At 69.3% G+C, this 24,432-nt stretch carries 24 protein-coding genes and 1 pseudogene; 11 read left to right on the top strand and 14 right to left on the bottom strand.

The features are described 5' to 3' along the window. Positions 1 to 318: 318 nt before the first annotated feature. The 3 genes and pseudogenes from KF837_03110 to KF837_03100 all read right to left on the bottom strand — a co-directional run bounded on the left by KF837_03110 (position 319) and on the right by KF837_03100 (position 2,095). Positions 319 to 1,290: pseudogene (locus KF837_03110) on the bottom strand (DUF3375 domain-containing protein). 350 nt (positions 1,291 to 1,640) lie between these two features. Continuing rightward, positions 1,641 to 1,892 (bottom strand): hypothetical protein, encoded by a 252-nt coding sequence (locus tag KF837_03105; GenBank protein MBX3226269.1) that lies wholly within the window; start codon positions 1,890 to 1,892, stop codon positions 1,641 to 1,643. Continuing rightward, the gene (locus KF837_03100; GenBank protein MBX3226268.1) at positions 1,889 to 2,095 is read right to left on the bottom strand and encodes a hypothetical protein; all 207 of its coding nucleotides are present in this window, start codon (positions 2,093 to 2,095) and stop codon (positions 1,889 to 1,891) included. The genes KF837_03105 and KF837_03100 overlap by 4 nt, the downstream gene beginning before the upstream one ends. 451 nt (positions 2,096 to 2,546) lie before the next feature. Here KF837_03100 and KF837_03095 point away from each other — a divergent pair, with 451 nt between their 5' ends. The 3 genes from KF837_03095 to KF837_03085 are packed head-to-tail and all read left to right on the top strand — an operon-like array spanning position 2,547 to position 3,368. Continuing rightward, positions 2,547 to 2,816 carry a hypothetical protein gene (locus tag KF837_03095; GenBank protein MBX3226267.1) on the top strand — a complete coding sequence of 90 codons (270 nt, stop codon included), beginning with the start codon at positions 2,547 to 2,549 and terminating at the stop codon, positions 2,814 to 2,816. Beyond that, a complete protein-coding gene (locus tag KF837_03090; GenBank protein MBX3226266.1) occupies positions 2,791 to 3,075 on the top strand; it encodes an addiction module protein in 285 nt (94 codons plus the stop codon). Before KF837_03095 ends, KF837_03090 begins: the two co-directional genes overlap by 26 nt. Next, entirely contained in the window at positions 3,072 to 3,368 is a 297-nt protein-coding gene (locus KF837_03085; GenBank protein ID MBX3226265.1) for a type II toxin-antitoxin system RelE/ParE family toxin, read from the top strand. Before KF837_03090 ends, KF837_03085 begins: the two co-directional genes overlap by 4 nt. A gap of 274 nt (positions 3,369 to 3,642) precedes the next feature. On the opposite strand, the gene KF837_03080 is transcribed toward KF837_03085, so the two are convergent. Beyond that, positions 3,643 to 4,608 carry an AraC family transcriptional regulator ligand-binding domain-containing protein gene (locus KF837_03080; GenBank protein ID MBX3226264.1) on the bottom strand — a complete coding sequence of 322 codons (966 nt, stop codon included), beginning with the start codon at positions 4,606 to 4,608 and terminating at the stop codon, positions 3,643 to 3,645. 103 nt (positions 4,609 to 4,711) lie between these two features. Between KF837_03080 and KF837_03075 the strand changes: the two genes are divergently transcribed. Beyond that, complete coding sequence (locus KF837_03075) at positions 4,712 to 5,704, top strand: alpha/beta hydrolase (GenBank protein ID MBX3226263.1); 993 nt, start codon at positions 4,712 to 4,714, stop codon at positions 5,702 to 5,704. A 131-nt stretch (positions 5,705 to 5,835) separates the two neighbouring features. On the opposite strand, the gene KF837_03070 is transcribed toward KF837_03075, so the two are convergent. Further along, on the bottom strand, positions 5,836 to 7,173 hold the full coding sequence (locus KF837_03070; protein ID MBX3226262.1) for a M20/M25/M40 family metallo-hydrolase: 1,338 nt from the start codon (positions 7,171 to 7,173) through the stop codon (positions 5,836 to 5,838). 46 nt (positions 7,174 to 7,219) lie between these two features. Beyond that, a complete protein-coding gene (locus KF837_03065; GenBank protein MBX3226261.1) occupies positions 7,220 to 8,680 on the bottom strand; it encodes a hypothetical protein in 1,461 nt (486 codons plus the stop codon). Positions 8,681 to 8,958: 278 nt separating this feature from the next. Here KF837_03065 and KF837_03060 point away from each other — a divergent pair, with 278 nt between their 5' ends. Both KF837_03060 and KF837_03055 read left to right on the top strand, forming a co-directional pair. Beyond that, a complete protein-coding gene (locus tag KF837_03060) occupies positions 8,959 to 10,827 on the top strand; it encodes an FAD-dependent oxidoreductase (protein MBX3226260.1) in 1,869 nt (622 codons plus the stop codon). Continuing rightward, positions 10,824 to 11,504, top strand: coding sequence for a hypothetical protein (locus KF837_03055; protein MBX3226259.1), 681 nt, complete (start codon positions 10,824 to 10,826; stop codon positions 11,502 to 11,504). Before KF837_03060 ends, KF837_03055 begins: the two co-directional genes overlap by 4 nt. A gap of 5 nt (positions 11,505 to 11,509) precedes the next feature. Here KF837_03055 and KF837_03050 read toward each other — a convergent pair whose 3' ends face one another. Together KF837_03050 and KF837_03045 are read right to left on the bottom strand one after the other, a co-directional pair. Continuing rightward, the gene (locus tag KF837_03050) at positions 11,510 to 13,045 is read right to left on the bottom strand and encodes a HAMP domain-containing histidine kinase (GenBank protein MBX3226258.1); all 1,536 of its coding nucleotides are present in this window, start codon (positions 13,043 to 13,045) and stop codon (positions 11,510 to 11,512) included. A 116-nt stretch (positions 13,046 to 13,161) separates the two neighbouring features. Continuing rightward, a complete protein-coding gene (locus KF837_03045; GenBank protein MBX3226257.1) occupies positions 13,162 to 13,872 on the bottom strand; it encodes a hypothetical protein in 711 nt (236 codons plus the stop codon). A gap of 58 nt (positions 13,873 to 13,930) precedes the next feature. Here KF837_03045 and KF837_03040 point away from each other — a divergent pair, with 58 nt between their 5' ends. Further along, positions 13,931 to 14,611: a hypothetical protein gene (locus KF837_03040; protein MBX3226256.1), complete on the top strand. Its 681-nt coding sequence runs from the start codon at positions 13,931 to 13,933 to the stop codon at positions 14,609 to 14,611. A gap of 288 nt (positions 14,612 to 14,899) precedes the next feature. Continuing rightward, positions 14,900 to 16,603, top strand: a complete 1,704-nt coding sequence (locus tag KF837_03035; protein ID MBX3226255.1) for a redoxin family protein — start codon at positions 14,900 to 14,902, stop codon at positions 16,601 to 16,603. Here the strand turns inward: KF837_03035 and KF837_03030 are convergent, their stop codons facing one another. Then, positions 16,604 to 17,746 (bottom strand): fatty acid desaturase, encoded by a 1,143-nt coding sequence (locus KF837_03030; GenBank protein ID MBX3226254.1) that lies wholly within the window; start codon positions 17,744 to 17,746, stop codon positions 16,604 to 16,606. A gap of 86 nt (positions 17,747 to 17,832) precedes the next feature. Here KF837_03030 and KF837_03025 point away from each other — a divergent pair, with 86 nt between their 5' ends. Continuing rightward, complete coding sequence (locus KF837_03025) at positions 17,833 to 18,627, top strand: DUF4328 domain-containing protein (protein ID MBX3226253.1); 795 nt, start codon at positions 17,833 to 17,835, stop codon at positions 18,625 to 18,627. 33 nt (positions 18,628 to 18,660) lie between these two features. Here KF837_03025 and KF837_03020 read toward each other — a convergent pair whose 3' ends face one another. The 5 genes from KF837_03020 to KF837_03000 form a co-directional block, all read right to left on the bottom strand. Then, positions 18,661 to 19,182 carry a hypothetical protein gene (locus KF837_03020; GenBank protein MBX3226252.1) on the bottom strand — a complete coding sequence of 174 codons (522 nt, stop codon included), beginning with the start codon at positions 19,180 to 19,182 and terminating at the stop codon, positions 18,661 to 18,663. A gap of 203 nt (positions 19,183 to 19,385) precedes the next feature. Continuing rightward, positions 19,386 to 19,730, bottom strand: a complete 345-nt coding sequence (locus KF837_03015) for a hypothetical protein (GenBank protein ID MBX3226251.1) — start codon at positions 19,728 to 19,730, stop codon at positions 19,386 to 19,388. 101 nt (positions 19,731 to 19,831) lie between these two features. Next, on the bottom strand, positions 19,832 to 20,632 hold the full coding sequence (locus KF837_03010) for a hypothetical protein (GenBank protein ID MBX3226250.1): 801 nt from the start codon (positions 20,630 to 20,632) through the stop codon (positions 19,832 to 19,834). Between the two features lie 39 nt (positions 20,633 to 20,671). Further along, positions 20,672 to 21,613 carry a hypothetical protein gene (locus KF837_03005; GenBank protein MBX3226249.1) on the bottom strand — a complete coding sequence of 314 codons (942 nt, stop codon included), beginning with the start codon at positions 21,611 to 21,613 and terminating at the stop codon, positions 20,672 to 20,674. A gap of 48 nt (positions 21,614 to 21,661) precedes the next feature. Beyond that, positions 21,662 to 22,372 (bottom strand): SGNH/GDSL hydrolase family protein, encoded by a 711-nt coding sequence (locus tag KF837_03000; protein MBX3226248.1) that lies wholly within the window; start codon positions 22,370 to 22,372, stop codon positions 21,662 to 21,664. Positions 22,373 to 22,402: 30 nt separating this feature from the next. Here KF837_03000 and KF837_02995 point away from each other — a divergent pair, with 30 nt between their 5' ends. Continuing rightward, positions 22,403 to 23,254: a tryptophan 2,3-dioxygenase gene (locus KF837_02995; GenBank protein ID MBX3226247.1), complete on the top strand. Its 852-nt coding sequence runs from the start codon at positions 22,403 to 22,405 to the stop codon at positions 23,252 to 23,254. Then, positions 23,251 to 24,405, top strand: coding sequence for an aminotransferase class V-fold PLP-dependent enzyme (locus KF837_02990; protein ID MBX3226246.1), 1,155 nt, complete (start codon positions 23,251 to 23,253; stop codon positions 24,403 to 24,405). The genes KF837_02995 and KF837_02990 overlap by 4 nt, the downstream gene beginning before the upstream one ends. The last annotated feature ends 27 nt before the right edge of the window (positions 24,406 to 24,432 follow it).

The raw sequence follows: 24,432 nt of genomic DNA, 5'->3' as shown, positions 1-24,432 counted from the left end.
GACGAGCGTTTTGCAGGCGGCTTCGACGACTCCCGAGCCGATCATGAATCCCCGCGTCTTGAGCTCGGCGTAGCGCATTCGCTTCTTGTGCTTCCGAAAGTATTTGAGCTCGCGTGCGACAACCTCTTTGCGAGGATGCTTCGTCGTGAGGTGCTTGCCCACCGACTTCATCGACACCGTCTGGTGGAACAGGTCGAGCGCTTGCTCGTTCTCGATCCCGAACCGACGGCGAAACGCGGCGCCGTAGCGCGGGAACGAATCCTCCACCTCGTGCCCGGCCTTCCGAAGGAGCTTCTTCAACAGGTTGATGTCGTGCCCGATCCGTCGGTTCTCGAGCCAGGCTTGGTCATCAAGGTACCGCCGAAGCTGTCCGGATACGCGCGCGACCGTGCGCTGCGTTACCTCACCGGCCTCGAGCCAGTCATAATGGATCCGGAGGAGCCGGCGATCGGGCTCGAACTCGCGTACAGCGGGGAGCGCGAAAACCTTTTCGAGCATCGCGGAGAGCTCGTCCTGTCGTTCCGGCGACATGAGCAGGTCCCAGAACGCGCGCAAGCTCGCTCCCTGATCGGAGTCGCGGATCGCGTCGCGCTCCCCGAAAATCTCGTCGAGCAGGGATCCCTTCGATCCCCCCCATGTTGCGATACGCTCCCGAAGGCCGCGGTCGAGATCACGGAAGTTCTGCTCCACCTCCCGGAAGTCGGAGAGAAGGCCGCGCGCGGTCGCCGCCATTTGCTGGAAGCGATCCTTGACCTGCGCCCCGTCCATCAAGCTCAGATTCCCGCCGCGCACGTCGGCAATCTCAGCGTCGACTTGCGCACGGCGCCGTTCGAGATCGGCGATGCGCGTCGCCGGATCGAGCTCCGTCCCCTCGGTCATCTGCCGGAGCAGCTCGAACACCATCATGAGGCGAGACTCGGTTCCGACGAAGTGACGCTGCTTCAGGCTCGCGAGCCAATCGATCGCCTTCTCTGTTGCCGGCGTCATGTCGAACCACGGCTCGTCGCCGTCGGGCGGGTAGTACTTGCGGAGCCACGCGTGCTCGTCGTCGGCCCACGTATCTAGATACTGTGCTGCGGACCGAGGGTACGCATCGGCGCCCTCCCGCTGCCTCGCCTGGTAGAGCCAGTCGTCGAGACGGGCGATCAAGACGCCCTGAGCCATCGTGCGTACATTCGGGTGAATGAACGTCGCGTGGAGGAAGCTCACGATCATCGGAGCGTGGTCGGCGGCGAGGAGCTTCCAACCCGGATGACCCTTCTTGAGCGCTTCGAGGGTGGCTTGGTCCATCGGCGGTGTTCCGGCGAGACTCCGCCCCGACCATAGCGCGGCAACCTTCGGAACGTGAGCCCCTAGCAAGGGCTGCGACACGCCTTGTCGCTGCTCACACGCCTTCGAATGTGGCTCTCGTCCGGGACGAGACTGGAGCACTGAGACAGCGACTCCGTGACGATCCGACTCGACGCCGTACGTACCGTCGCGTCGACCAACGCCATTCTGCGATGAGCTCGCTCTTCAGTTCGGGCGGAAGGAGCGCCTCGACTTCGACACGCGCGGCGCGCTCGTGAGGATCGCCGCTCGAACATCGCTCGGGATGCCCTCACTGCCGAGCTGGGGCTCGTCGCGCGCGCTCGATCCAGCTACGCGAACCGAATGATGCGCCACACGACGATAGTTCGATCTTCACGAACACGGGACAGCACGACGAAGTACGGGGGCACGAGCAGGATATCTTCAAGTCGTCCTTCAATCGCCGCGCGCCGCGTCGGGCCTTCGCCGGTCTCGGCTAGGCGCTGGACGGCCTCATCAATGCGCTCGGCGCTGCGCCAATGAGGGACCGCGTGAAGGTCGCGCAACGCCGCTGGTGCCCAGAGAAGTTGCCATGGCTTCACTTGTTGAAGCGTTCGCGCGCGCCTCGCATGACTTCGGCGTGGGGGATGAGTTCCGCCCCAGCCTCCACTTCCGCGCGTGCCTCTCGCAAGAGGCGCGCGACTTCCTCCGGGTTGTCGAGCTCGATCACTGGCGCATTCTCGAACGCTGCGTCCACTGGGTCGTGTTGAGCGACAGCGTTGGCGGGCAGCAACTTGGCGGTCATGGCCTACTCTACCACGCTGAGGACGTCCGGCAGAACGCCGATGCATCGACCTCCTCGCTCCAACCGTCAACCGCCACGGCAGCAGTAGATCATCGTCAGCCACGCGCTCGGCGGCGCAGACACGCTCGAGAACGTTCGGCTCCTCTGCCGAGCGCACAACCGGCTGGCCGCAGAGCAGACCTTCGGCACCGAGCACGTCGCGCACAAGATCGAGGAAGCCCGCGCCACGCGCCACGCCACCGCCGAACGCAGCGCCCGGCCGAACCTGACCGCCTCGCGAGCCGAGACAACCTCTCCGACCGCCCACGCCCACGCCTCACCACCGCCGCCGCGCCCAGCAGCACCGACGGTCGCGAGCGTTGCCGTCGCGACGAACGCGCACGCCCACGAAGACGCGAGCGCGAACCACAAGATCATGGACAAGCTCGGCGTGCGCTGAGCGATCGATCACATGGCCAAGAAAGACTTCTCCGTCACGTTCAAGTCCGAGCTCGACGGCATCGATGATCTCACGAGGCTCGACGTGCACCTCGTGACGGGCGAGACCATCTCGGGCGAACTCCAACACAAGTGCGCCGACTCAGCCCCGCACCCTCGTGCACTCAAGCCTGGAACGCTGGCGCCCGCAACCGCAGGCGCACGGCAGATCGAAGCTCCGCGTGACAACGTCCAACCGTTCTCTCACAATGAAGGCCATGAAACGCCCGGCCGTGTTCGCTGAAGCGTTGGCGCTGCCCACGGAGGATCGGCTCGAGCTCGCGGCGGAGCTCTTGGCGAGCGCACCGCCCGTACCTGGTCTACTCGTGGAAGGCACCCCCGAGTTCAGAGCCGAGCTTGCACGGCGGGTCGAGGAGGTGAAGAGCGGGAAGGCTCGCCTCATCCCGTGGGAGGACATCCGGAAAACGCTGCTCGGCAGCTTCGAGTCCAAGGTGTCGCGCAAAAAGAGGACTGCGCCGCGCGTCGGCCGCACTGCGAAGTGAAGCTTCAGGTTCTCGCGCGTGCGCGTGCCGAGATCGAGAAAACTGCGCGGTGGTACGAGAAAAAGGCCGGCCTCGGCGAGGCCTTCGTCAGCGAGATTGACACGATACTCCGGCGCGTCGCAGCACTTCCCCTGTCGTATCCGCCCCATCCCGATGATCGTGATGCTCGACGCGCGCTCGTCGGTCGGTTCCCCTACGCTGTTGCCTTCGTCGTAGAGGCCGACCAGATCGTGGTCGTCGCAATCACGCACCTCAGGCGACGTCCGCGACGTCGTCCCCTACCGCGAAGCTAGAGTCGATCCCGCGAGCGTGAGATCGCGAACCTCAATACTCGCTCTACCGCGGTGAGAAAGTCCTCTCCGAGATTGCGATCGTCGTCGTCGTCGTACCCGCGCATCCCCTCGCCGATTTCAGCGCTCATGCTGATCAAGCTCTCCCGTCCCTTCGATTCCCGCTGGAGTCGCCACGTTCGCATCGTACGATACGGCGTCTCGTCCACCTCGCGTGGCAACGAGGCCGTTCGTCGTCACGGACGGGGGGAGACGAGTTGGGAGAGGCTGCCGCTGGTCAGCTCTCGACGTCGCGCCTCCAGCGACGGCGCGCACGGGTGAAGGAGCTGGGATCCGAGAATCCGAGGAGGAACGCGATCTCCTTGTCGCTCGCCCCGCGAAGCGCGAGTGAGCGCGCACGCGAGCGGCGAAGAGCGTCGACGATGTCTGCCCAGGACGTTCCCTCCGCCCGAAGGCGCCTCTGAAGTGTCCGACTGCTCATGCGGAGGCGACGTGCGACGTCGGCCACGGCCAGAGAGAGCGCCGTCGGGTCCTCGTCGCAGATGGCGCGCACCCGGGCGGAGAGCGACGCCAACGCGGGTAGCGCCGCGACGGCGCGCTGGGCGATCATGTCGAGCCCTCGGGCGAGAGCTCCGTCGGGAAGATGGATCGGCGCGTCGAGGATCGCCGCGGGCAGGACGAGCTCACTGTTATCCGCGCTGAACGATGGTTCCACCCCGAACGCCTCGGCGAGCGCCGTCGAATCTCCGAGCGGCTCGTGCGCGAACCTCACCGCGACAGGACGAGCGTGAGGGTCGACGAGCGCACGCGCGCCCGACAGGGTCTCGAAGAGTGCGACCTCGGCGAGAACGGCGCGTGCGATTGCGTTTGACCCGGGATGGCGGAACCGGAGCACGCCGCCGCGGCGTGCATCGTCGGCGCGCCGCAGCGTGAATCGCTCTCCGTCGCCCCAGAGCCGCTGGTACGTCAGCGCCCGTTCGAGGCCCTCGCCGAACGTCGCGCCCGACATGAGCACGAGCGCGGCGACGTCGTATGTCGTCTCGTCGGAGACCCTGGAGAGCGCGAAGGAGAAACCCTCCACGCCAAGCTCGCGGACGCACGCCTCCAGAAACGCGTCGGACACGCAATACGGGATGCGGGCAGAGGGGTTGCTCACCTCCTCGATCTCGACGCCAGCTGCGGCGCATACCGCGGCTGCGTCGCGTCCGCGCTGACGCAGCAGGTGCACGAGCCGAACCGTCATGCGACCGGAGACGCCTCCTGAAGGGTCCGTGGCGCGCGCGGCCCGCCTTTCTGGCGCGCGCGGCTCGCCTCCCCCGTCCGCACTCGCCCTAGCTTCGGAGCCAATGATGCTCCGGGTCATGTGGTCGTTCCTTGTTTCCTTCATCAAGACGCTGCGCCTGCGCCGAGCGCGAGGTCCCGCGCGTCCGAGCTGGCCTTTGACGTTCGAGTGGATCGTACGTTATCTCCGGCGCGACTGGGAGCAGACGAGCGCGTGGCCTCTCCCGAAGTTGCGGGCGGAGCTCGACGCGCGGCCCTACCCACGAACGTTCGTCCGTAAGCTCGACACGCGCGACGGCGCGCTCGGCGGCGTCTCCGCTCGTTGGTTCATCCCACCGGGGGCTTCGGACGATCGCCTCGTACTCTTCTTCCACGGCGGCTCGTTCATCTACGGATCGGGGCGCACCACCCACGCGGACCTCGTCGCTCGCCTCGCGCTCGCGAGCGGCGTCACGGTGATCGCCGTGGACTACAGGCTCGCGCCAGAGCATCCGTTCCCGGCGCCGCTCGAGGACGCGCTCGCGGCGTTCGACGCGCTCGTGGAAGGCGGGACTGCGCCGGAGGCGATCGTCGTCGCCGGCGACTCCGCCGGAGGCAACCTCGCCATCGAGCTCCAGCTCGCGCTCCGCGATCGCGGAGGACCTCAAGCGGCCGGCGCGGTCCTGGTGTCGCCATGGTCGGATCTCACGATGCCCGCGCGGTCGTTCGTGGACAACGATCCATACGACTACGGGACACGTGATGTGCTGGAGATCCACGCGCGGACGTACGCGGGCGACGCCGCGCTCGACGACCCGCGCGTGTCCCCTGTCCAGGCGCGACTCGACGGCCTCGCGCCCGTGCTGATCATCGTGGGTGAAGTCGAGATCCCGCGCGACGACATCCTCGCTCTCGCGACGAGGCTCACGGATGCGAAGGTCGACGTCGCCGTGCACGTCGCCGAGGACATGCCGCACAACCCGCCCGTGTTCGCTGCGTACCATCCGAACGGGCAGACCGCGCTCGAGGAGGCAGCAAACTTCGTGCGCAAGGCCATGAAGAAGCCGTTGTCGTTGTAGAGACACGCTCTCGCCAGTCGCCATGACGGACAATGGGCCTCTTGTCCCGTCTTTCCGACGATGGATCCCCGCCCGCCCCCCTTCGGCTCGCGCATTCGGACGGCGCTGCCGTCAACCTCGTGATGTCGGGGTCAGAGGCAGAGATCGGCTAGGCCCTCGCACTGAAGGTCGTTGATCTTCAGATCGGCAGCGCAGGTGTTGCACGATGCCGGAGAGGTGACGGAGGCGCACGACGCGGGCGGCTGGACGCCGAGGACGTCGAACACCGCCTTCATGCACGCGCCTTCCTTCGCGCCGAAGCTCGATGCGCGCGCGCAGAACTGCGTGCAGCTCGCCACGCCGGGTCCTGGCTCCGCCGCCGGCGCCTTTCCTTCGAGCATGGTCCACGTCGCGGCCGTCGCGGCGCGCACGATGTCCGCCGCATAGTCGTGATCGAGCGTCGCGAGCGTGTCTGCGCTCTGCTTGCAGTGGTAATTTGGATTACGCAGATCTCCCGTGTCACCGATATGCGCGGCCGGGAATCCCGCCGCCCAGAACCCGGCGTGGTCCGTATTCTGGAGCTCGACGCGCGACAGGAGCGCGGTCGGGACCTGAACGCCGAGCTCCGCCCGTGAGACCGCGGCGCTCTGCTCTTCGAGCGCCCTCACGAACGGACGCGAGCGCTTGTCGTAGAACGTCCAGAGGAAGTCGCCCTTGAACTGACGCGCCTCGAGCGCCGCGTACTCCTTGCGATAGATGTCCTTGTACGTCGATGGCATTTGCTGCGAATTGGGCTCGCTCTTCGCATATCCGATCATGTCGAAATTGACGTACTGGACGACATTCGTATCCGTCGACTTGGCGCGCTTCACCCATGCGCGCGAGCCGATCTCGCCGCGCTCCTCCTCGTCCCAGCACGCGACCACCAGCGTCCGTGGATGGGTGTGGCCCGAGAGCACGCGCGCGAGCTCGAGCATCCCCGCCACGCCCGTCGCGTTGTCGTCCGCGCCGAGGCAGCCGTCGAGATGATCGTAGTGGGCACCCGCGACGACGACCTCCGTCGCCGCCGTCGTGCCCGGGAGGGTGCCGACGATGTTCGTGCCTGAGCCGTACGCGTGCCGCTCGACCGTGAAGCCGTGCGCCGAGAGCACCGCCGCGCAGCGGTCGCCCGTCGCCCGCGCGTGCGGTGAGCCTGGCGCGCGCATGTCGCCGGCGATGAACGTGACGTCCTCGGTGTAGCGATCCTTCGACACGCACCCACGCACGCCCGCCGCGTCCGTCGCCCCGCACGCGGTCGGGTTGTCGGGCCGACCGGCGCCTCCGCCCTCGATGATCGAGCCGCCTCCACCTCCATCCGTCGAGCCGCTCGAGCCGCTCGAGCCTCCCGGAGTCGACGGCGGCGAATCGCTCGAGCACGCCGACCCTGAGCCGGCCAACAAGACGAAGAACACGAGGAACACGAGGAGAGAAGCAGGAGACCGTACGTGCATGGCCGTGAGCATAGGTGGATCGACGCGCCTCCTGGAGAAGCGAGCGTCACTCGAGGCGGAGGCCGAAGAGCTCGGTGCCCATCTCCCCGGGCATGTCGCCTCGGTTCGCCCTGTCTGCGATGCCGAGGTTGTAGTAGCCGTTGTATCCCCAGCACTTGATGGTTCGGTCGTCGAGCGACGCGCAGACGTACTCGTGGCCAACGGAGAGCTGGCGGGCGAAGCGGCCGGGCCCGAGGTCGACCGACGCGAAGCTCGTCTCCGCTGGCTGATCGCCGCGCGGGGACGTGTCGCCGAGTCCGAGCTGCCCGCTCTTGTTGTCGCCCCAGCACTTGACGGCTCCGTCGTCGAGCAGGGCGCAGGAGAAGAAGCGCCCGCTCCCGACGTACCGAGCGGGGCGGTCGAGTCGGACGGCGGGGAGGTTGGCGCCCATCTCTCCGGACAGGCCGCCGCGGATCTTGGTGTCGCCGAGACCGAGCGCTCCGCGGACGTTGTTGCCCCAGCACTTGACGGTCGCGTCGTCGAGCAAGGCGCACGTGTGCCCGTCGCCCGCGGCGACGGCGCGAGCGGTGCGGCCGGGCCCGAGATCGACGCGCGGAAGGTTCGCGCCCATGTGCTCGGGCGCCGTCCCGCGGTCGACGACATCGCCGAGCCCGAGCTGTCCGATCATGTTGGCGCCCCAGCACTTGACGCTCGCGTCGTCGAGCACCGCGCAGGCATGACGGACCCCCAACGAGATGCTCCGCGCGATGCGGCCGGGTCCGAGGTCGACGGGCGGGAGGTTTGCGCCCATGTCCTCCGGCGCCCTCCCGCGCGGCCTCGTGTCACCGAGCCCGAGCTGGCCGACGTCGTTCCTGCCCCAGCACTTGACGCTACCGTCGTCGAGGATCGCGCACGTGCTCTCACTTCCGGCCGCGACCTGTCGGACGGAGCGACCTTCCCCGAGGTCGACCTCGGGGAGGTTCGCGCCCATATGCTCGATCTTGCTCCCACGCTCGAGCCTCTCGCCGATCCCGAGCTCGCCGCTGAAGTTCTCTCCCCAGCATTTGAGCTTCCCGCCGTCGAGGACGGCGCACGCATGACCGTAGCCGACTGCGATCTGCGTCGCGACGCGACCGGCGCCGAGAACGACCGGCGGGAAGTCGGCGCCCAGCGTCTTCGGCGAGGAGACGTAGCTGTCGATCTTGCCGAGCCCGAGACGACCGAACCGATTGTCGCCCCAGCACTTCACGACGCCGTGACGGAGGAGACTGCACGTGTGCGTCGTGCCGGCGACGACGACGGGATGAGCCGCCGCCGCGTCGGTCGCGGCGTCGACGGTCGCGTCGTCGCTCATGGCGCTTCCGTCGACGGCGTCCCGCGTCGCGCCGTCCACTGCGTTGTCGTCGCCAGCGTCAGCGTCGCCCATCGTCGCCGCGACCTCCGGGTCGCCACACGAGACCGTGAGGCCGATCCGCGCGAACGTGATGAGCACGAGGCCGACGATCGCAGGTGTGGAGGCTCTGGTCATGACCACCCGGGAGCAAGCACCGCTCCAGCGTGTTCTCCAGGATTCGTGAGGGGCGGCGTCGACCCAACGACCGGGATGTCACCGGATCGCGACACCACCTTGGAGTAGAGCTTCGCCGGATCTTCCGGGGTTGGACGGGGGTTGGACGGTAGAAGCGTCGAGCGTGGTTGCGTCGCCTCCTCCTCTGCATCACGTAATACGGGGGGCTTTTGCGCTCTCGGCGTGAAGAGAGAAGGAATCGCATGCCAGATGGAAGCAGCGGAACGGCGAAAGCGGCGATGTCGGAGAAAGGCACGGCGGGACGTAGGGTCGTCGTCGCGGGGGCCGGGATCGCGGGGCTCGCGGCGGCGCACGTGCTCGTGGACGCCGGGTTCGAGGTCGTCGTGCTCGAGAAGGCCGCGAGCGTCGGGGGGCGCTGCGCGTCGTACGTCGATCCCGACCTCGGGCACACCGTCGAGCACGGCATTCACGGCGTCTTCCCCCGCTACGAGAACCTGACGCGCCTCTGGCGGGACGTGGGGATCGACCTCGAGAAGATCCTGACGCGGACGAAGACCACCGGCGTGCCGGGGCCGGGCCGGACGATGCGGAGCACCGAGCTCGCGCACGCGCGTGGCCCCGCCCCGCTCTTCCTGACCGCGATGATCCCTCCCGGCGTGCTCCGCGCGCGCGACTACGCGTTTTCGCTGTTCCTCTTGATGCGCACGTACGCGGCGCGCAAGCCGATCGGTGGCGAGCTCGACACCGAGACGTTCGCCTCGATGATGCGCGCGGCGGGCGTGTCCGGAAGGATGGCGAACCTGCTCCTCGTGCCCTACGTGAAGAACCTCACCTACGCGCGCGGCGACGAGGTGAGCGCGCGGCTCGCCGCCGAGGCGCTCAACTACTACGTCCTCGAGGACGCCGAGGACGTGAAGGCGCAGTGGATCGACGGCGGGATGGTCCCGCTCCTCTTCGAGCCTTGGAAAGCGGCGCTCGAGAAGCGCGGCGTTCGCTTCAAGCTCGGGGCTCCCGTGCAGTCGATCGTCTTCGACGGCGACCGCGTCGTCGCGCTCGCGACGCAGGCGACGATCTCCGATCGCGAGCTCGGAGACGCGCCGAAGCTCTTCATGCGGAAGCTCGGCACGCGGAGCCTCGGCCTGAGCTGGGAGCCCTCCGACCGTCGCCTTCGCGCGTTCGACGCTGCCTGCACGCACATGGGCTGCCCGGTCGACGTACGGACGAGCGACGGAAAGAACGTCTTCCACTGTCCGTGCCACGGCGGTCAGTTCGACGCGAACGGCGAGGTGCTCCGCGCACCGCCACAAAAGCCGCTCACGCCGGTGCGCATGCGCCACGAGGCACAAGGTTCGGTGTGGGTCGTCGACGAGCCCACCAACGCCCCCGCCGCCGACGACGGGCTCGAGCGCGCCGACTATGCCGTGCTCGCGATGGACCTCGGATCCCTCAAAGCCGTCTTCCCTCGCGAGATGTCGCTCAATTCGTCGACATCGGGTATTCCACTATTGCGCACCACGTCGGTGATGGTGTTGCGCATGCACTTCGCGGCGCGGTCCGGTAAACCGAAATGGTCGGGCCCCGACAGCGGCGTCTTCGCGGCCGACGACCTGCTCGACAACTTCTTCGCGCTCCACACGATGCAGGAGGAGTTCGCGGAGAAGGACGCCCTCTTCTTGGAGTGTCACATCGGCGACTGCGAGCACATGTCTTCGCTCGAGGACGACGACATCTACGATCGCGCGCTCGACGTCCTCGACGCGTACTTCCCGGACGAAGGGCTCCGCGGGCGCCTCGACCGCGAGCGCAGCCGTCTCCTCCGCCACGTCGACGTGTTCCCGCTCTTCGCGCCCGGCGATCGCGAACGAACGCCGACCGTCAGCGACGCGTCCCGTCCCAACCTGATGCTCGCCGGCGACTGGGTGCGGACCGACGATCCCGAGGCGGTGAGCTTCTTCATGGAGCGCGCCGCCGTCACCGGGATCGAGGCCGCCAACGCCATCTTGCGCGCAGCGGGAGCGCCGGCCGCGCAGCGCGAGATCGCCCGCCGCGCGCCGCCGGTGACGAGCTCGCTCCTCGGCTTCCCGACGCGCGCCGTCGACGTCCTCACGCGTGGCCTCCGCCGGCTGCTCGGGGTGAGCTACGAGTGACCGCTCCTCCGACCCCGACCCCGACCCCGCCCCCGCTCGACGACTTCCATCCGCCGTATCACCTCGGCGCCTTCGGCTGCGTCGTCCTCGGAGCATGGAGCGACGCGCCCGACGAGCGCGCCGGCTTCGAGCCGCTCTCGTGGGGTCGCGGCTACCTCGGAGCGGCGTTGGTGCTGCGCTACGACCGGCCGCCGGCCGACTATCCGGTGCCTTACAGCGAGGTCATCCTCTCCTACGTAATGAGGCGCGGAGCGCGATGCGCCGCGCTGCCGTTCGATCTCGTCCTCGATAATCCGTTTTACGTGGAGGCGGGAATTCGGCATTACCATCTACCGAAACGCCTCGATCCGACGTTGCGGATCGAGCTCGACGCCACGCGACGCATCACGTGCGCCGGGAGCGACCTCGCGTTCGAGGCCGAGCTCGGCTCCGTCGCCGTCCCGGGCGCGAAGGGGATCGTCTCGATGCTCCTCCGCGGCTTCACCGGCCACGTGCCGATCCTCGGCGCCGCGAGCCGGCCCTTCCTCCGCACGATCATCCGCGTGAGCCCGGAGCCGGCGACGACCTACCGCGCGCGCGGCGCGCACGTCGCGGCGCGAGGGCGAACGCTGAAGCCGCTCGCGGCCTTCTTCTGGCGGTCGCTCGCCATCACCGTCGGCGCGCCGGCGCCGCTCTGAGCCGCTCACTCGGCGGAGGCGCCGTCGAGCGCGACGTCGTCTTGCGCGCTCTTCTGCAGCGCGTCGATCCGGTACGGGATCGCGACGGAGAAGCGCGCGCCTCGCGCCGGCTCGCTCTCGCACGTGATCTGTCCGCCGTGGGCGATCACGATGCCGTGGCTCACGGAGAGCCCGAGGCCGGTGCCCTCGGAGCCCTTCGTGGTGAAGAACGGATCGAAGATGCGGTCCGAGAGCGTCGGATCGAAGCCGTCGCCGGTGTCGCTCACGCGCACGACCCACCACGGCTCGCCCGCGCGCGTGATCTGCGAAGCCTCGACCGTGATTCGCTTGTCGTCCGTCCGCGTCGCGGCGCGCGAGAGGACGGCGTCGCGCGCGTTGGTGACGAGGTTCATGATCACCTGCTGCACCTGCGCCGCGCGGCAGGTCACCTCCGGCAGCCCGTCGTCGATGTGGACCTCCAGCGTGATCCCGCGCTGGGCGAGCGTGCTCCGGATGAGCCGGAGCGGTCCTTCGAGGAGCTGCGAGACGGGGACGGCGATCGCCACCGCGCCCTCCGCCGTTCCCTCCGCGCGCGCGAAGCGGAGGAGGTTCTGGACGATGTCGGCGATGCGCTTGCTCTCGACCGCGATCTCGTCGGCGAACCGGCTCACCGTCGTCTCCGGCGCGGCCTCGCGCTTGATGAGGAGCGCGTAGTTCATGATCCCCTGAATGGGGTTGTTGATCTCGTGTCCGACCCCCGCGGCGAAGGTGCCGAGCGAATCGAGCTTCTGTTTGTGGAGCATCGGCGCGGCGATGAGGAGGCGGTTTCGCTGATGCTCCAGCCGCTCGACCGCGCGCTGCATCTCGGAGATCGCCTCCTCGAAGCGGTTCGAGATGACGCGCCAGCATCCGATCACGAGCGCGAAGAAGCCGAAGTGCTGCGTGAACGGGAGGTCGACGATGCCGACGCAGATCCCGAAGTCGGAGATCGTGGCGCTGAAGTAGACGATGGCACCCACGACCATGGGGAGGAGGTCGCGCCGCGTGCGGTAGGCGCCGAGCAGCGTCGCCGCGAAGCACGAGAACGCGACGCCCACCCACGCCAGGTAGGCCATTCCGAAGCCGGTGAAGACGAACCGGTGCCGGTGGAGGCTCTCGAGATCGGTGAGGATCTCGGGCTTCATCGTGATCGACGTACGGAAGAGCATGTCCACGACGACGCCGGTCGCGAACGTGGTCGTCAGCCCGAGGTTCACCTGCTGGAGCCGCACGAGCCAGCGCGGCCGGCGCTCCGAGAGGTCCATCGTGAGCTCGCCGAACACCCAGGTGATGAACGGCGCGAAGGCGCAGAACGCCTGACCCCAAGGCAGCGCGCGCGCGCCGTCCGTCAGCATGAAGTAGCGCCAACCGACGAAGCAGTAGGCCGCCTCGAGCAGGGCGAGGAGCATCAAGTAGACGTAGCGAAGGCGGCGCGTCTGAACGGCGAGGCTCGCCGCGTGCATCGCGAACCCGATGCACACGCCCCCGACGATCAGGAAGCTCACGAAGTACTGGTCGGTCACTTCATGCCTCGCTCACAAAGCTACAACAGAGCCGGCCGCGCGTTGCGGTGCGCGTGCCGCGGAAGCGTCATATTATCGGAATTGACGGAATCAGCTTTGACGCGTAACCGCTCGAGTCACGGTGACGCGAGGCTCTGGAGGAGGTCCATCGCCTGCGTGCACTCTGCGTCGTAGCGCGCGGCGGCGGCGCCTCTGCAGACCTGTTTGGAGAAGCGGGTGAGGTCGAGGACGGCCTCGGACTTGCGCGCCGGGACGAGCGACGCGAGCGTGGCGCCGCGGTGGAAGTAGACGAGGCTCTGCGCGCCGTCGCAGGTCCCGCACGCGACGCGCGCCGACGTGTAGCGGTCGAGCGCCGCCGGCAGGTTCCGCTCCTCCGTCTCGAGGGCGCCGAGGAGCATGTAGAGCGGGAAGCGGTCCTGTCCGTCCGGCACGAACGAGAGGGCGGCGACGAGCACCGCGCGCGCGGTCGGGCGGAAGCCGAGGCGCATGTAGTGATCGCCGAGGCTCGCGTAGAACGCGGCGCGGTCGGGGCGGAGCTCGATCGCGCGCGTGTAGTGGAGCGCCGCCTCGCGGTCGCGCGCGCGGCGCTCCCTGAGATGAAGGAGCGCGGTGCCGAGCTCGTGGTGCGCCTCGGCGTTCGCCTCCTCGATCGCGAGGAGCTGCTCGTACGTCGCGACCGCCTCGCTCCAGCGATCGCTCGCGCCGTGTGAGCGCGCCGCCTCGAGGAGCGCCGGCACCGACGGCGCCGGCGCGACCTTGCACTCGGCGCGCGCCGGCGCGGGCAGGAGCGAGAGCGCGACCAGGAGCACGTAGCACGCCGCCTTCATCGCGCGCGATCGTGCGCTCGAAGCCGCGTCGAGCGCAAGGTGCTGCTACCCTGCCCGCGTGCGTGCGTGCGTGTTCGCTTGTGTCCTCGTCGCCGCGTGCGTCGAACCTGCCGCGACCCCCGCGCGTCCGGTCGCGACCGTCGCGCCGGTGCGCGCGCCGCCCGAGGACTGCGACGCCGGACACGAGATCGCCGCCGCGCCGGCCGGGCCGAAGCCGCCCCTCCCCGCCGTCCCCGACATCCAGGACGCGCCCGCGCGCGACGGTGACGTCTTCAGCGTCGCGGCCGCGATCCACGCGCTCCGGAGCGCGGTCGAGAGCGCCGAGCTCGCGCGCGGACCGATCACGATCGAGGGGTACATCATCGACACGAACCTCGCGCGCGCGCCGAAGTGCGCCATCCACCGGGCGGGCGTCCGCGATCCCGCCGGCTGCGACGCCGAGCTCCCCGCGTTCACGCTCGGCGATCGGCGCGGACAGGCGCCGGGCGCGAACGACGTCGTCCGCGTGATGGGATGGGCGTCGAGCCACGCCCAGGTCTTCGAGGCACGCCAGCAAGGCGGACGGAGCTACGTGGACGCCCTCTGGGGGATCGAGCTCCCGTCGCCGCTCCCCGCCGTCGGCGCGAAGGTCCGCGTCACCGGCCGCTACGCCGAGACGTTCTCGAAGTCGTCGCGCGGCGTCGTCACGGATCGGTATTCCGGAATCCTCACCTACGAATCGATGACGGTCCTCGACTGACCATCACGTGTTGCCGGTCGCCTTCAGGACGTCGGCGAGGAGCGCCGAGGCGGTCACCGCGCCGCCGGCGCCGGAGCCGCTCACGACGCGTCGCGAAGGTCGCGTCGACCTTCACGCGCGGGAAGGCGCGCATGGCACCGTTCTCAGCTTTTGGCTCCGGTTCGGACACCGGTCCCTACGGCGTAGGGTCCAACTCGCCGGCCTGTCAACAGTAAGACAGACACTCGTTCGCTATACTGAACCAGACCGCGCCGAGCCTCGACGGCGCAAAACGTGTATTCAGGAGCGATGAAGCCCCTGGTCCTCGGAGCCGCGCTCCTCGCGTTCGTCAGCGCATGCAAGGACGCGCCGCCGCCCGTCGTCGCGTCGCCGCCGGTCGCTCCGACCACCACCACCACCGCCGTCGCTCCGCCGGCGCCGGTCCTGCGAGGCCGCGTGCTCGGACGCGACGGCGCGCCGATGCCGCTCGCGCACGTTCACCGGCGCGGACCGGACGACAAGATCGCCGAGGAGATCGCGGTCGCGGCCGACGGCGCGTTCTCGCTCCCGCTCCCCAAGGACGCGCGGGGCATCGTGAAGATCGAGCTCACCGGCGCCGGCCACCGGCGGAGCGAGGTGCTGATCGTCCCGAGCGACGGCGCCGTCGACCTCGACGTGCGGCTCGGCACGTACACGCCGCGCACGCCGCCGGCGACCGAGCCCGTGGCCGTCCTGTTCCGCGGCCGCGAGCAGCTCGGACGTCACCGGATGAAGCGCCAGGACGACGGGACCTTCGTCGCCGAGGTCCCCCTCGCCGACGGGACGTACGGCTACGAGATCGCGGGGCTCGTGAACCAGAACGCGTCGTTCGCGGTGGTGGGCGACGGCTGGCAGTACGACGACGGCGGCGACTACACCGCGGCGTTGACCGCGAGCGGCGGGACCGCGCGCGTGATCTACGATCCCGCGAAGCTGCCGCCGGCGACGGAGGCCGTCGTCCGCGCCGGCGCGCCCGGCAGCATGACCGCGCGCGTGAACGAGATCGAGAAGCTGCGCGCGGCGGCGCAGGCGGAGGTCCTCGACGAGCTCAAGGCCGGCCGGAAGGCCGGCACGCCGTCGAAGCCGGAGCAAATCGCGCCGGCGATCGCCGCGAAGCGCGCGGCGTACCTCGCCGCAACGAAGGACGACCGGCCGCTCGTCCGCGCGTTCGCGACGATCGGCTATTTTTCGATCGGCTTCACGAACGACACCACCGACGCCGAGCGCGCGATGGCGCGCGAGATCGCCCACGCGCTCGCGCCCGACGATCCGCTGTGGAGCCCGAGCGCCGAGGGGCTCCTCGCGGTGGCGAAGGACGAGGAGGTCAACACGGCGCTCATCGAGCAGCACCCGAACGCCGACCTCGTCGCGATGCTCCTCCGGATGCGCCTGTTCGAGAAGAAGGACCTCGACGAGAGGCGGCGCATCATCGCGCTCCTCAAGACCCCACGCCTGAGGGGCACGTTCGAGGCGACCTTCGCGATGAGCCTCGACCCCGACCGCGTCCTCGCGGCGGGGAAGCCGATGCCGGCGTTCGAGGTCCCCGCCCTCGACGGCGATCGCTTGAAGGGCACGCACTCGACGAAGGCCCTCGCCGGCAAGGTCTACCTCATCGACGTCTGGTCGACGTGGTGCGGGCCGTGCGTCGACCAGATGCCGAAGCTCCACGAGCTCCACGCGAAGTACGGGAAGCGCGCCAAGAAGCGCTTCGAGATCCTGAGCGTCGCCCTCGACGAGAAGCCGGAGACGGCGGCGAAGTTCCGCGCCGACAAGAGCCACCCCATGCCGTGGCTCAACGGCGTCGCCGGCCCGGAGGCGAAGAACAACCCGTTCTACGCGGCGATGGGCTGGGACGAGCGAGCGGCGGGGATCCCGTTCATGGTGCTCGTCGATGCGAACGGCAAGATCGTCGACTCGTCGCCGGACCTGCGGATCGAGGCGCTCCCCGCCCTCCTCGACCGCCTCCTCCAATAGCTACTCAGCGGCGGCGCGCGCGGTCTCCAGCGGGGCCTTGCCGACGCGGCTCGCGCGCTTCATCGAAGTACGGCCGACCGCGATCGACACGAGCTGCTTCGCGCGCTTCCAGAGGCTCTCCTGCACGTACGGAATACCGTGTTTCGCGCAGAGCGCTTGGACCTTCGGCTGGATTTTCCGATAGGCCAACATCGGCAAATCGGGAAAGAGGTGGTGCTCGATTTGATAATTGAGCCAGAGCTGCGCGTAGTCGACGAGCTCGGTGCCGGTCGCGTAGTTCACCGAGCCGAGGACCTGGCGGACCGCCGACTCCGCGTGCGACTCCGACGGAGCGTCGAAGCGGTACACGTCGTCGCCGGTGTGGTTCGGGGCGATGACGAGGAACGTGTGAATGCCGCATAGCGCCTCGGCGCCGAGCGAGTTCACGAACGCGCTCATCGCCGCGAAGGGACCGAGCGGCAGGAACAGCGCCGGGAGCGCGACGAAGTGATGGAAGACGTACGGCGCGTAGCACTGGAGGTAGAGCGTGCGCCGGTAGCGCGGCACCTTCTCCGCCGTCTCGTCGGTGAAGGCGAGGCTCTTGCCGCGCGAGAGCCACGTCGAGACCGTGTTCGGCGCGTAGTAGAACGGGCGCCACGTCATCGCGAGGAGACCGATGATGCCGGCCTTCACCGCGTCCGGGACGTCGAGGCCACGGACCCAGTGCGTGTTGCGCTCGACGAGGTCCGGGTCCTTGAGCTCGCCCGTGTTCGTGTGGTGGAGCACGTTGTGCTCGTACTTCCAGGCCTCCGGCAGCATCCAGTCCGACCAGTCGACGAAGCGGCGCCAGCCCTTCGCGAACGTGCGGCTCGTGAATTCCTCCGGCACGCCCGGCACGCGGTCGTAGCCGCGATGGCCGATGTGATGCATCACGATCCAGCGCGTGCTGCGCCCGAGCGCGAGCGCCGCCATGCTGAGCGGGTTCGGGAACCACGCCGTCGCGAGGCCGACCGCGGTCGCGGTGCGCCCGTAGAGGATGGTCCGCCGGAGGTGGCGGATGTCCTCTTCGCCGAGCGCGGCCTCGGCTTCGAGCCGGATCGCCCGGAGCTCGCGGAAGAAAGCGTGACAATCGATGGTGCTGGGGTCGACGTTCGGTTGCGGCACGAAGCCACGCACTCTACACGATTGTCGCTCCGCCTCGCGCGAATCTCGACACGCGATCGCAGCGCGCGGGCTACGATCGGCGACCGATGAACGAGGAGCATCCGGCGGCGCACCTGCAGGAGTCGGTCGCGGCGCTCCGCCGTCGCGCGACGTTCGCCGTCGTCGGGCTCGCCGCGGCGATGCTCGCGCGCGGGATCGACCTCGTGTTGCGCGAGTGGTCCATCGTGCTCCTCGAGCCGGTCCGCGCCTCCGGCGAGGCGGCGAGCCCCGAGCTCCTCGCGCAGCTCACGACCGCGGACGCGACGATCGACGCGATCGTCGTCGCCGTCACCGTCACGTTCGTCGTGACCGGGTTCTTCTTCATTCGCTGGATGCACCGCCTCGTCGCGCTCACGCGGGCGCTCGGGGCGACGATCCCGTGGACGCCGTCGCAGGCCGGCTGGGCGTTCATCATCCCGTTCATCAGCCTCGTTCGCCCGTACCAGGTGCTCTCCTCCACGCGCGCCGCGCTCGAGCCGGAGAACGTCGCGCCGCCCGCGCCGCGCGTCGATCCGTCCGCGCAAGGCGACTACCGGAGCACCGCGTTCATCGTGCCCGCGCCCGCGCAGAGGCTCCCGGCCGCGTTGATCGGGCTGTGGTGGGGCGCCTTCCTCGTCCTGAGCCTCGGCGGCCGGCTCCTGCCCAAGGACATGAGCACGGTGGACAAGGTCGTCTCCGCTTACCAGATGAGCATGTTCGTGGACGCGGCGGCCCTCGTCGCGGGGGCGCTCGCGATCACGGTCGTGCGCGGCCTGACCGCGCGTCTCGAGGAGCGCTTCCGCCGGATCCGCGCGTCGACGCCGGAGGCCCTCGCGGCGCAGGGCATCGAGCTCGGCGCCTGAGCCGGGGCGCCTGAGCCGGACCCGGGCCGGCGCTCAGTTCTTCGGCGCGCCGCACGCGAGCCAGCCGTCGACGGCGACGACGAGCGCAGCGGGGACCTTGCCTCCGAGCGGCGGCATCTTCACTCCGCACTTGCCGGCGAGGTGGCACTGAATCGCGGAGGCGTTCGGGTCGATGGTCCCCGGCTGCACATAAGGCTTTCCGCCGAGCTTGAACCCGGTGAGCTCGGTATACGTGATGTCGGGGTTCTTCACCTCGATGCGGATCGCGCGGCCGAAGCGTGTGCCGTGGCATTGCGTCGCCGCGCAGCCCGCCATGTCGAACGCGGGCAATACGTCCTTCTCGAAGCTCGACGTACACGCGACGGGCTTGGCTCCCGCGTCGGCCGGCGGCGGCGCGTCCTCCTCTTCCGGCTCCTCCTCGGCGCCGGCGTCGACGGGCTCCACCTTCTTCGAATTCGAAAGGTCCAGGTCTTCGAGCGAGCTCGAATCGCGCGGAGGTCCACACGCGACGACGACGAAGGCGAGCACCGCGACCGTGTTGCTGCGGACAGTCATGGCCGCCTCGAGAGCAATCCTCGCGCCGCGAGCGCTGATCGATAATTCCGTAATTTGACAGTCACGCCATCGCGCCGCCGCACCCGAGTGGTGTCCACTTCTTTGACAACGTGGTCCGTCCACGGCTCGGTCGGGCGCGCACAAACGAAAACAGCCGACGTGCCCGGCTGGGCGCGTCGGCTGCGCGGGACGACGAGAGCTCGTTACTCGCAGGCGAGCCACGGCGCGCTCGCGTCGGTCCGCATGTAGCGCTTGCCGTCGACGACGCGGACGACCGCGGCGTGCGACACGAGGTCCTTCTCGTAGATGTCGTCCGCGATGATCGTCCCGTCGTGGCGCTCGGCGCGCACGGTCAGCGTCGTCACGTTGCCGGAGGGCGCGGTGCGCTGGAGCGTGCCCTTCGCGCTCCCGCCCTGCCACTCGAGGACGAGCTGGGTCGTTCCTTGCGTGAGGTCCTTCGTTCGACAAGCGACCTCCGTCGCCGTCGCCGACGTGGCGAGCACGAGGGTCAACACCGCGAGGAGGCCCGAGACGACGAGGGTGCGCATGCTCTTCGGTCTAGCAACCGCGCGCACCTCGTCCACCCAGACCGGACTTTTCCACCCTCGTGAGACGGCGATGAGTCGACTGGATCACCGCCGCGTCAGGCTCACGGCATGATCACGAGTCGCGGACCGATCGTGAGCCAGCTATGCACGGAGCGGCCGACGATCGGGCCGTCGACCTTGCCCGTCGTCGCGTCGGCCGAGAGCTCCTGGCGCGAATAGGTGCCGAGCGTGTAGTCGACGAAGACGCCCGCGCCGAACATCCGCGAGAGGCGCAGATCGAAGCCGAGGAGGAAGTGCGCGAAGTCGAGCCCGCGAAAACGCGCCTCGCGCTGGCCGTCGCCCGCCGTCATCCACGACCAGCCGAAGCCGTAGCCGACCCACGGCGTGAACCACGCGTTCGGCGAAAACACGTAATGGACCTGCGCGCCGATCCGCGTGTTGGTGGAGTAGCAGTCGAGCGGGAGGCGATCGCACGCGTCCGCGAGGGCGCCGGCGGTGAAGCCGCGCGCGTAGCTGATGAAGCCGCCGATGAAGACGTGCTTGTTCGGCTTGCCGCCGATGTCGACGATGAGCGGGACCTGCAGGCCGGTGAGATCGCGGAGCGACGACGACCAGTGCTCGGGGCTCGTCTCTTCTCCCGCGAACGAGTCCTTCGCCGCGCCGAACGGCAGCGACGCGCCGCTGCGGATCGCCATCTGGAAGCCGCTGTGCCCGATCGGCGGCGGCTCGGGCGGGGACTTGTGGACGTACTCCTCCGGCGGCGGGCGCACGTTCGCGGGCGTGATCGGCGCGGGCGGATCGCCGTAGGCCGGAGGCGCGGGGCGCGGCTCTTCGACCTCGACCTCGTCCGCGAGCGCGGCCCCAGGCACGAGCAGCACACACGAGACCAAGACGAAGCGCATCGCCCGGAAGCGTACCACCGCCGCGCGAGCGGCTCGCGATTACGGCGCCGCGGTGAAGCGGACGTTGTCGATGCGCCATCCCGGCGCTGTGTTCTCGCGGTGATGCCCGACGTTCGGCGTGCTCACGCCGGCCGCGGTCGAGAAGCGGATGCGCGTCCTCGTCGTGATCAGCGCGGACGGCACGACGATCGAGAAGTCGACGGCGGTGAGCTGCGAGCCGGTGAAGCCCGGCTTGCCGTCGGTGTGCCACGGCGCCGAGACGCAGTTGGCGCCGCCTTGTCCCTTCAAGATCTTGAGCACGCCCGGGAAGGTCGCGCTCGGCGCCGACCACGCCGTTCCGCCGTTGCCCGACAGCTCGACGATGCCGCCGTCGAACCAGTCGTTGCTGCCGACCCGGCCGGTCCAGAACCGGTAGGCGTGCGCGAACGTCAACGTGACCGTCGCGGCGGCGCAGGCGCTGAGGTCGATCGACGGCGACAGCAGCTCGCCGCGCGAGCACTGCGCGTAGTTCTGCGTCCGCTCGCCGGCCCAGCAGATGCCGGACGGACACGAGATCGTGCTCGCGGTGCCGCGCGACCACGGGTCGAAGGGCCAGCTTGCCTGGTTCTCCGCGCCGTCGGAGGGCCTGTGCGTCCAGCTCGTGTCGGCGGTCTCGAAGTCCCACGACGCCTTCGCGATCGCCGCCGCGCACGCCGCGCTCACGCCGGTCGGATTGGTCGGCCCCGCGTCGGCGCCGCCGTCGGGCTTCGGGCCGCCGTCCGGGCCGGTGTCGTCGTCATCGTCTCCGGGGACGACGTCGTCGTCATCGTCGTCCACCTTCTTCGGCGGGAGCTTCGCGCCGGTCACGTCGGGACCGGCATCGTCGGCGGCCGGACCGAACGGCAGGTCCTCCTCGCCGCCCTCCGCGCACGCGGCGACGAGCGCGAGCCCGAGCACGACGAGCCCACCACCGAGGAGCCAGGCCGAGCGTTCCGCCCCCATCCCCCTCATCATGACACGGCGGACGTCGGGCGGCATCAAAGCTACTTCTCAGGGCTTCCCGCACGGCGCGGGGATGACGCGCGCGAGCTCCGTCGCCATCTCGTCGTACGCGGCGGGCGTGGGGTGAATGCCGTCCTCGGCCCACTGCTTCTTGTCGGCCTGCTGGCGATAGAGGAGACGCAGGTCGACGACCTCCGCGCCGCTCGCCTTCGCTTCGTCGAAGAGGATCGCGTCGTAGCGATCGCGCTTCTCGAGCGTGCCGCCGTAGCCCGGCCCGTCGGGCGAGCGGAACCACTCGTTTTGACCGAGCACGATCACGCGCGCGCCGCTCTTCTTCGCCGCGGCGAGGATCGTCTTCACCTGCGCGCGGAACGTATCGGGCGGCACGTTGGTCGCGACGTCGTTCGAGCCGACCTGGAACGTGATGAGCGTCGGCTTGAACGTCTCGATCTGGGGGACCTCGTCCTTGATCACGTCGGCGGCGGTGTAGTGCGAGACGCCGAGGTTCTCGAGCGTGACCTTGCAGCCCTTCGCGCGCCACCGCTCGGAGAGCTTGCCGGGGAACGAGACGGCCTCGGGGTTCGGCGCGCCGCCGCCCTGGCTGATCGAGTCGCCGAGCGCGAGGTAGCGGATCTCCTGCGTGACCGGATCGGCGCCGCCGTCGGCGCTCGAGACGACGGGCGCCGGGGGCGGCGCGGGGAGGCGATCTTTGCAGCCGATCGCGAGGACGGCGAGCGCGAGCGAAAAGGCGGACCTCACCGTCCGAGAATAGCGCTATGAGGCGGGACCATGAGCAAGCGTGACTTCGAGCCCGGCATCGTCGTCGACCTGGCGACCGGGACGACGTACGGCGACTACCTCTGCCTCGATCAGATCCTGACCGCGCAGAAGCCGCGATCGACGGAGGGTCGTCACGACGAGATGCTCTTCATCATCCAGCATCAGACGTCGGAGCTCTGGATGCGCCTGATGATCCACGAGCTCGACGCCGCGATCGAGTCGGTGAAAAACGACAAGCTCGAGCCGTGCTTCAAGATCCTCGCGCGCGTCGGGCAGATCCAGCGGATGCTCTTCGAGCAGTGGAGCGTCCTCGAGACGATGACGCCGAACGAGTACCTCACGTTCCGTCCCGCGCTCGGCCCGGCGAGCGGCTTCCAGTCCTTTCAATACCGCGCGATCGAGTTCGCGCTCGGCAACAAGGACCCGAAGACGCTCGGCCCGCACAAGAACAACCCCGCCGTCCACGCCGACCTCCAGGCGCGCCTCGAGCGGCCGTCGCTCTACGACGAGTTCCTCCGCTACCTCGCGCGCCGCGGCCACCCCGTCCCCGCCAACCGCATCGAGCGGGACTTCACGCAGCCGTACGAGTCGAGCCCCGCGATCGTCGACATCTTCCGCGCGGTCTATCAAGACACCGCGCGGTACTGGAGCGAATACGACATGTGCGAGAAGCTCATCGACGTCGAGGAGCGCTTCCAGCTCTGGCGCTTCCGCCACGTGACGACGGTGAAGCGCGTCATCGGCTTCAAGCGCGGCACGGGCGGGAGCTCGGGCGTGCCCTTCCTCGAGAAGGCGCTCCTCACCGTGTTCTTCCCCGAGCTCTGGGACGTCCGCACGTCGCTCGAGAGCCCGCGCCAATGAACCAGGAGAGGCTCGACGCCGCGCGGCTGCGACCGTTCTACTCCTCCTTCTTGCAGCCGGGGCGGCTCTTGCTGACGGGGCACTCGCATCAAGCGTGGCCCGACGTCGCGCGCGAGGGGCTGCTCGAGGCCTTCACGCTCGCGGCCGCGCACGTCGACGACAAGTGGGACGCGGTCTTCGCCGCGCAGTCCGAGCTCCGCGCGCACATCGCGACACGCATCGGCGCGCAGGCCGACGAGATCGCGTTCGCGCCGAACACGCACGAGCTCGTCGCGCGGTTCCTCTCCGCGCTGCCGCTCGCGAAGCGGCCGCACGTCGTCACGACGACGGGCGAGTTCCACTCCGCGTTCCGCCAGCTGAAGCGGCTCGCGGAGGAGGGCGTCTCCGTCACGTTCGTCGACGCGCTGCCGGCCGCGACGCTCACGGAGCGCCTCGCGGCCGCGGTGACGGAGCGCACGAGCGCGGTGCTCGCGTCGACGGTGCTCTTCGAGACGAGCAGCGTCGTGCACGGCGCCAGCGAGCTCGTCGATCGCGCGGAGCGCCTCGGCGCGCGGGTGCTCCTCGACGCGTACCACGCGTTCGACGTCGTGCCGTTCACGGTGCCGGAGCGCGCCTTCCTCGTCGCGGGCGGCTACAAGTACGCGCAGTGGGGCGAGGGCGTCTGCTTCCTCCGCGTGCCGAGCGGGAGCGACCTGCGTCCGGTGTACACCGGCTGGTTCGCGGGCTTCGCCGACCTCGCGAACCGCCGCACCGACGGCGCCGTCGCGTACGCGGCCGACGGCGCGACGCGCTTCGCCGGCTCGACGTTCGATCCCACGAGCACGCTCCGCGCGCGTGCGGTCGCGCGCTTCTTCGAGGAGCAGGGCATGACGCCGGAGGCGCTCCGCGCGACGTCGCTCGCGCAGACGGCGCGGATCCTCGCGGCGGCGCGGGAGCTGCCGCGCGTGAGCATCGCGACGCCGGTGGAGGACGCCGATCGAGGTGGTTTCGTCGCGCTGCGAACACCGGAGGCGGGAGCGCTCTCGAAGGCGCTCCGCGCCGACGGCGTCTTCACCGACGCGCGCGGCGAGATGCTGCGCTTCGGCCCCGCGCCGTACCTCCTCGACGACGAGATCGACGAGGCGCTCGCGCGTCTCCGCGCGCGCCTCTGACGCACGCGCTCCTCACGCGCTCTTCAC

The organism is Labilithrix sp., assembly GCA_019637155.1.
Lineage (GTDB): Bacteria > Myxococcota_A > Polyangia > Polyangiales > Polyangiaceae > Labilithrix.
Note: the sequence above shows the minus strand (reverse complement) of the source record. Positions and strands in the feature narration are given on the sequence as shown.

Coding starts and splice junctions, on each gene's coding strand:
- KF837_03065 (MBX3226261.1), bottom strand. CDS start 8,680: ATGACCAGAGCCTCCACACCTGCGATCGTCGGCCTCGTGCTCATCACG.
- KF837_03045 (MBX3226257.1), bottom strand. CDS start 13,872: ATGAAGGCGGCGTGCTACGTGCTCCTGGTCGCGCTCTCGCTCCTGCCC.
- KF837_03070 (MBX3226262.1), bottom strand. CDS start 7,173: ATGCACGTACGGTCTCCTGCTTCTCTCCTCGTGTTCCTCGTGTTCTTC.
- KF837_03035 (MBX3226255.1), top strand. CDS start 14,900: ATGAAGCCCCTGGTCCTCGGAGCCGCGCTCCTCGCGTTCGTCAGCGCA.
- KF837_03020 (MBX3226252.1), bottom strand. CDS start 19,182: ATGACTGTCCGCAGCAACACGGTCGCGGTGCTCGCCTTCGTCGTCGTC.
- KF837_03010 (MBX3226250.1), bottom strand. CDS start 20,632: ATGCGCTTCGTCTTGGTCTCGTGTGTGCTGCTCGTGCCTGGGGCCGCG.
- KF837_03090 (MBX3226266.1), top strand. CDS start 2,791: ATGAAACGCCCGGCCGTGTTCGCTGAAGCGTTGGCGCTGCCCACGGAG.
- KF837_03095 (MBX3226267.1), top strand. CDS start 2,547: ATGGCCAAGAAAGACTTCTCCGTCACGTTCAAGTCCGAGCTCGACGGC.
- KF837_03080 (MBX3226264.1), bottom strand. CDS start 4,608: ATGACGGTTCGGCTCGTGCACCTGCTGCGTCAGCGCGGACGCGACGCA.
- KF837_02995 (MBX3226247.1), top strand. CDS start 22,403: ATGAGCAAGCGTGACTTCGAGCCCGGCATCGTCGTCGACCTGGCGACC.
- KF837_03015 (MBX3226251.1), bottom strand. CDS start 19,730: ATGCGCACCCTCGTCGTCTCGGGCCTCCTCGCGGTGTTGACCCTCGTG.
- KF837_03005 (MBX3226249.1), bottom strand. CDS start 21,613: ATGGGGGCGGAACGCTCGGCCTGGCTCCTCGGTGGTGGGCTCGTCGTG.
- KF837_03060 (MBX3226260.1), top strand. CDS start 8,959: ATGTCGGAGAAAGGCACGGCGGGACGTAGGGTCGTCGTCGCGGGGGCC.
- KF837_03100 (MBX3226268.1), bottom strand. CDS start 2,095: ATGACCGCCAAGTTGCTGCCCGCCAACGCTGTCGCTCAACACGACCCA.
- KF837_03075 (MBX3226263.1), top strand. CDS start 4,712: ATGATGCTCCGGGTCATGTGGTCGTTCCTTGTTTCCTTCATCAAGACG.
- KF837_03025 (MBX3226253.1), top strand. CDS start 17,833: ATGAACGAGGAGCATCCGGCGGCGCACCTGCAGGAGTCGGTCGCGGCG.
- KF837_02990 (MBX3226246.1), top strand. CDS start 23,251: ATGAACCAGGAGAGGCTCGACGCCGCGCGGCTGCGACCGTTCTACTCC.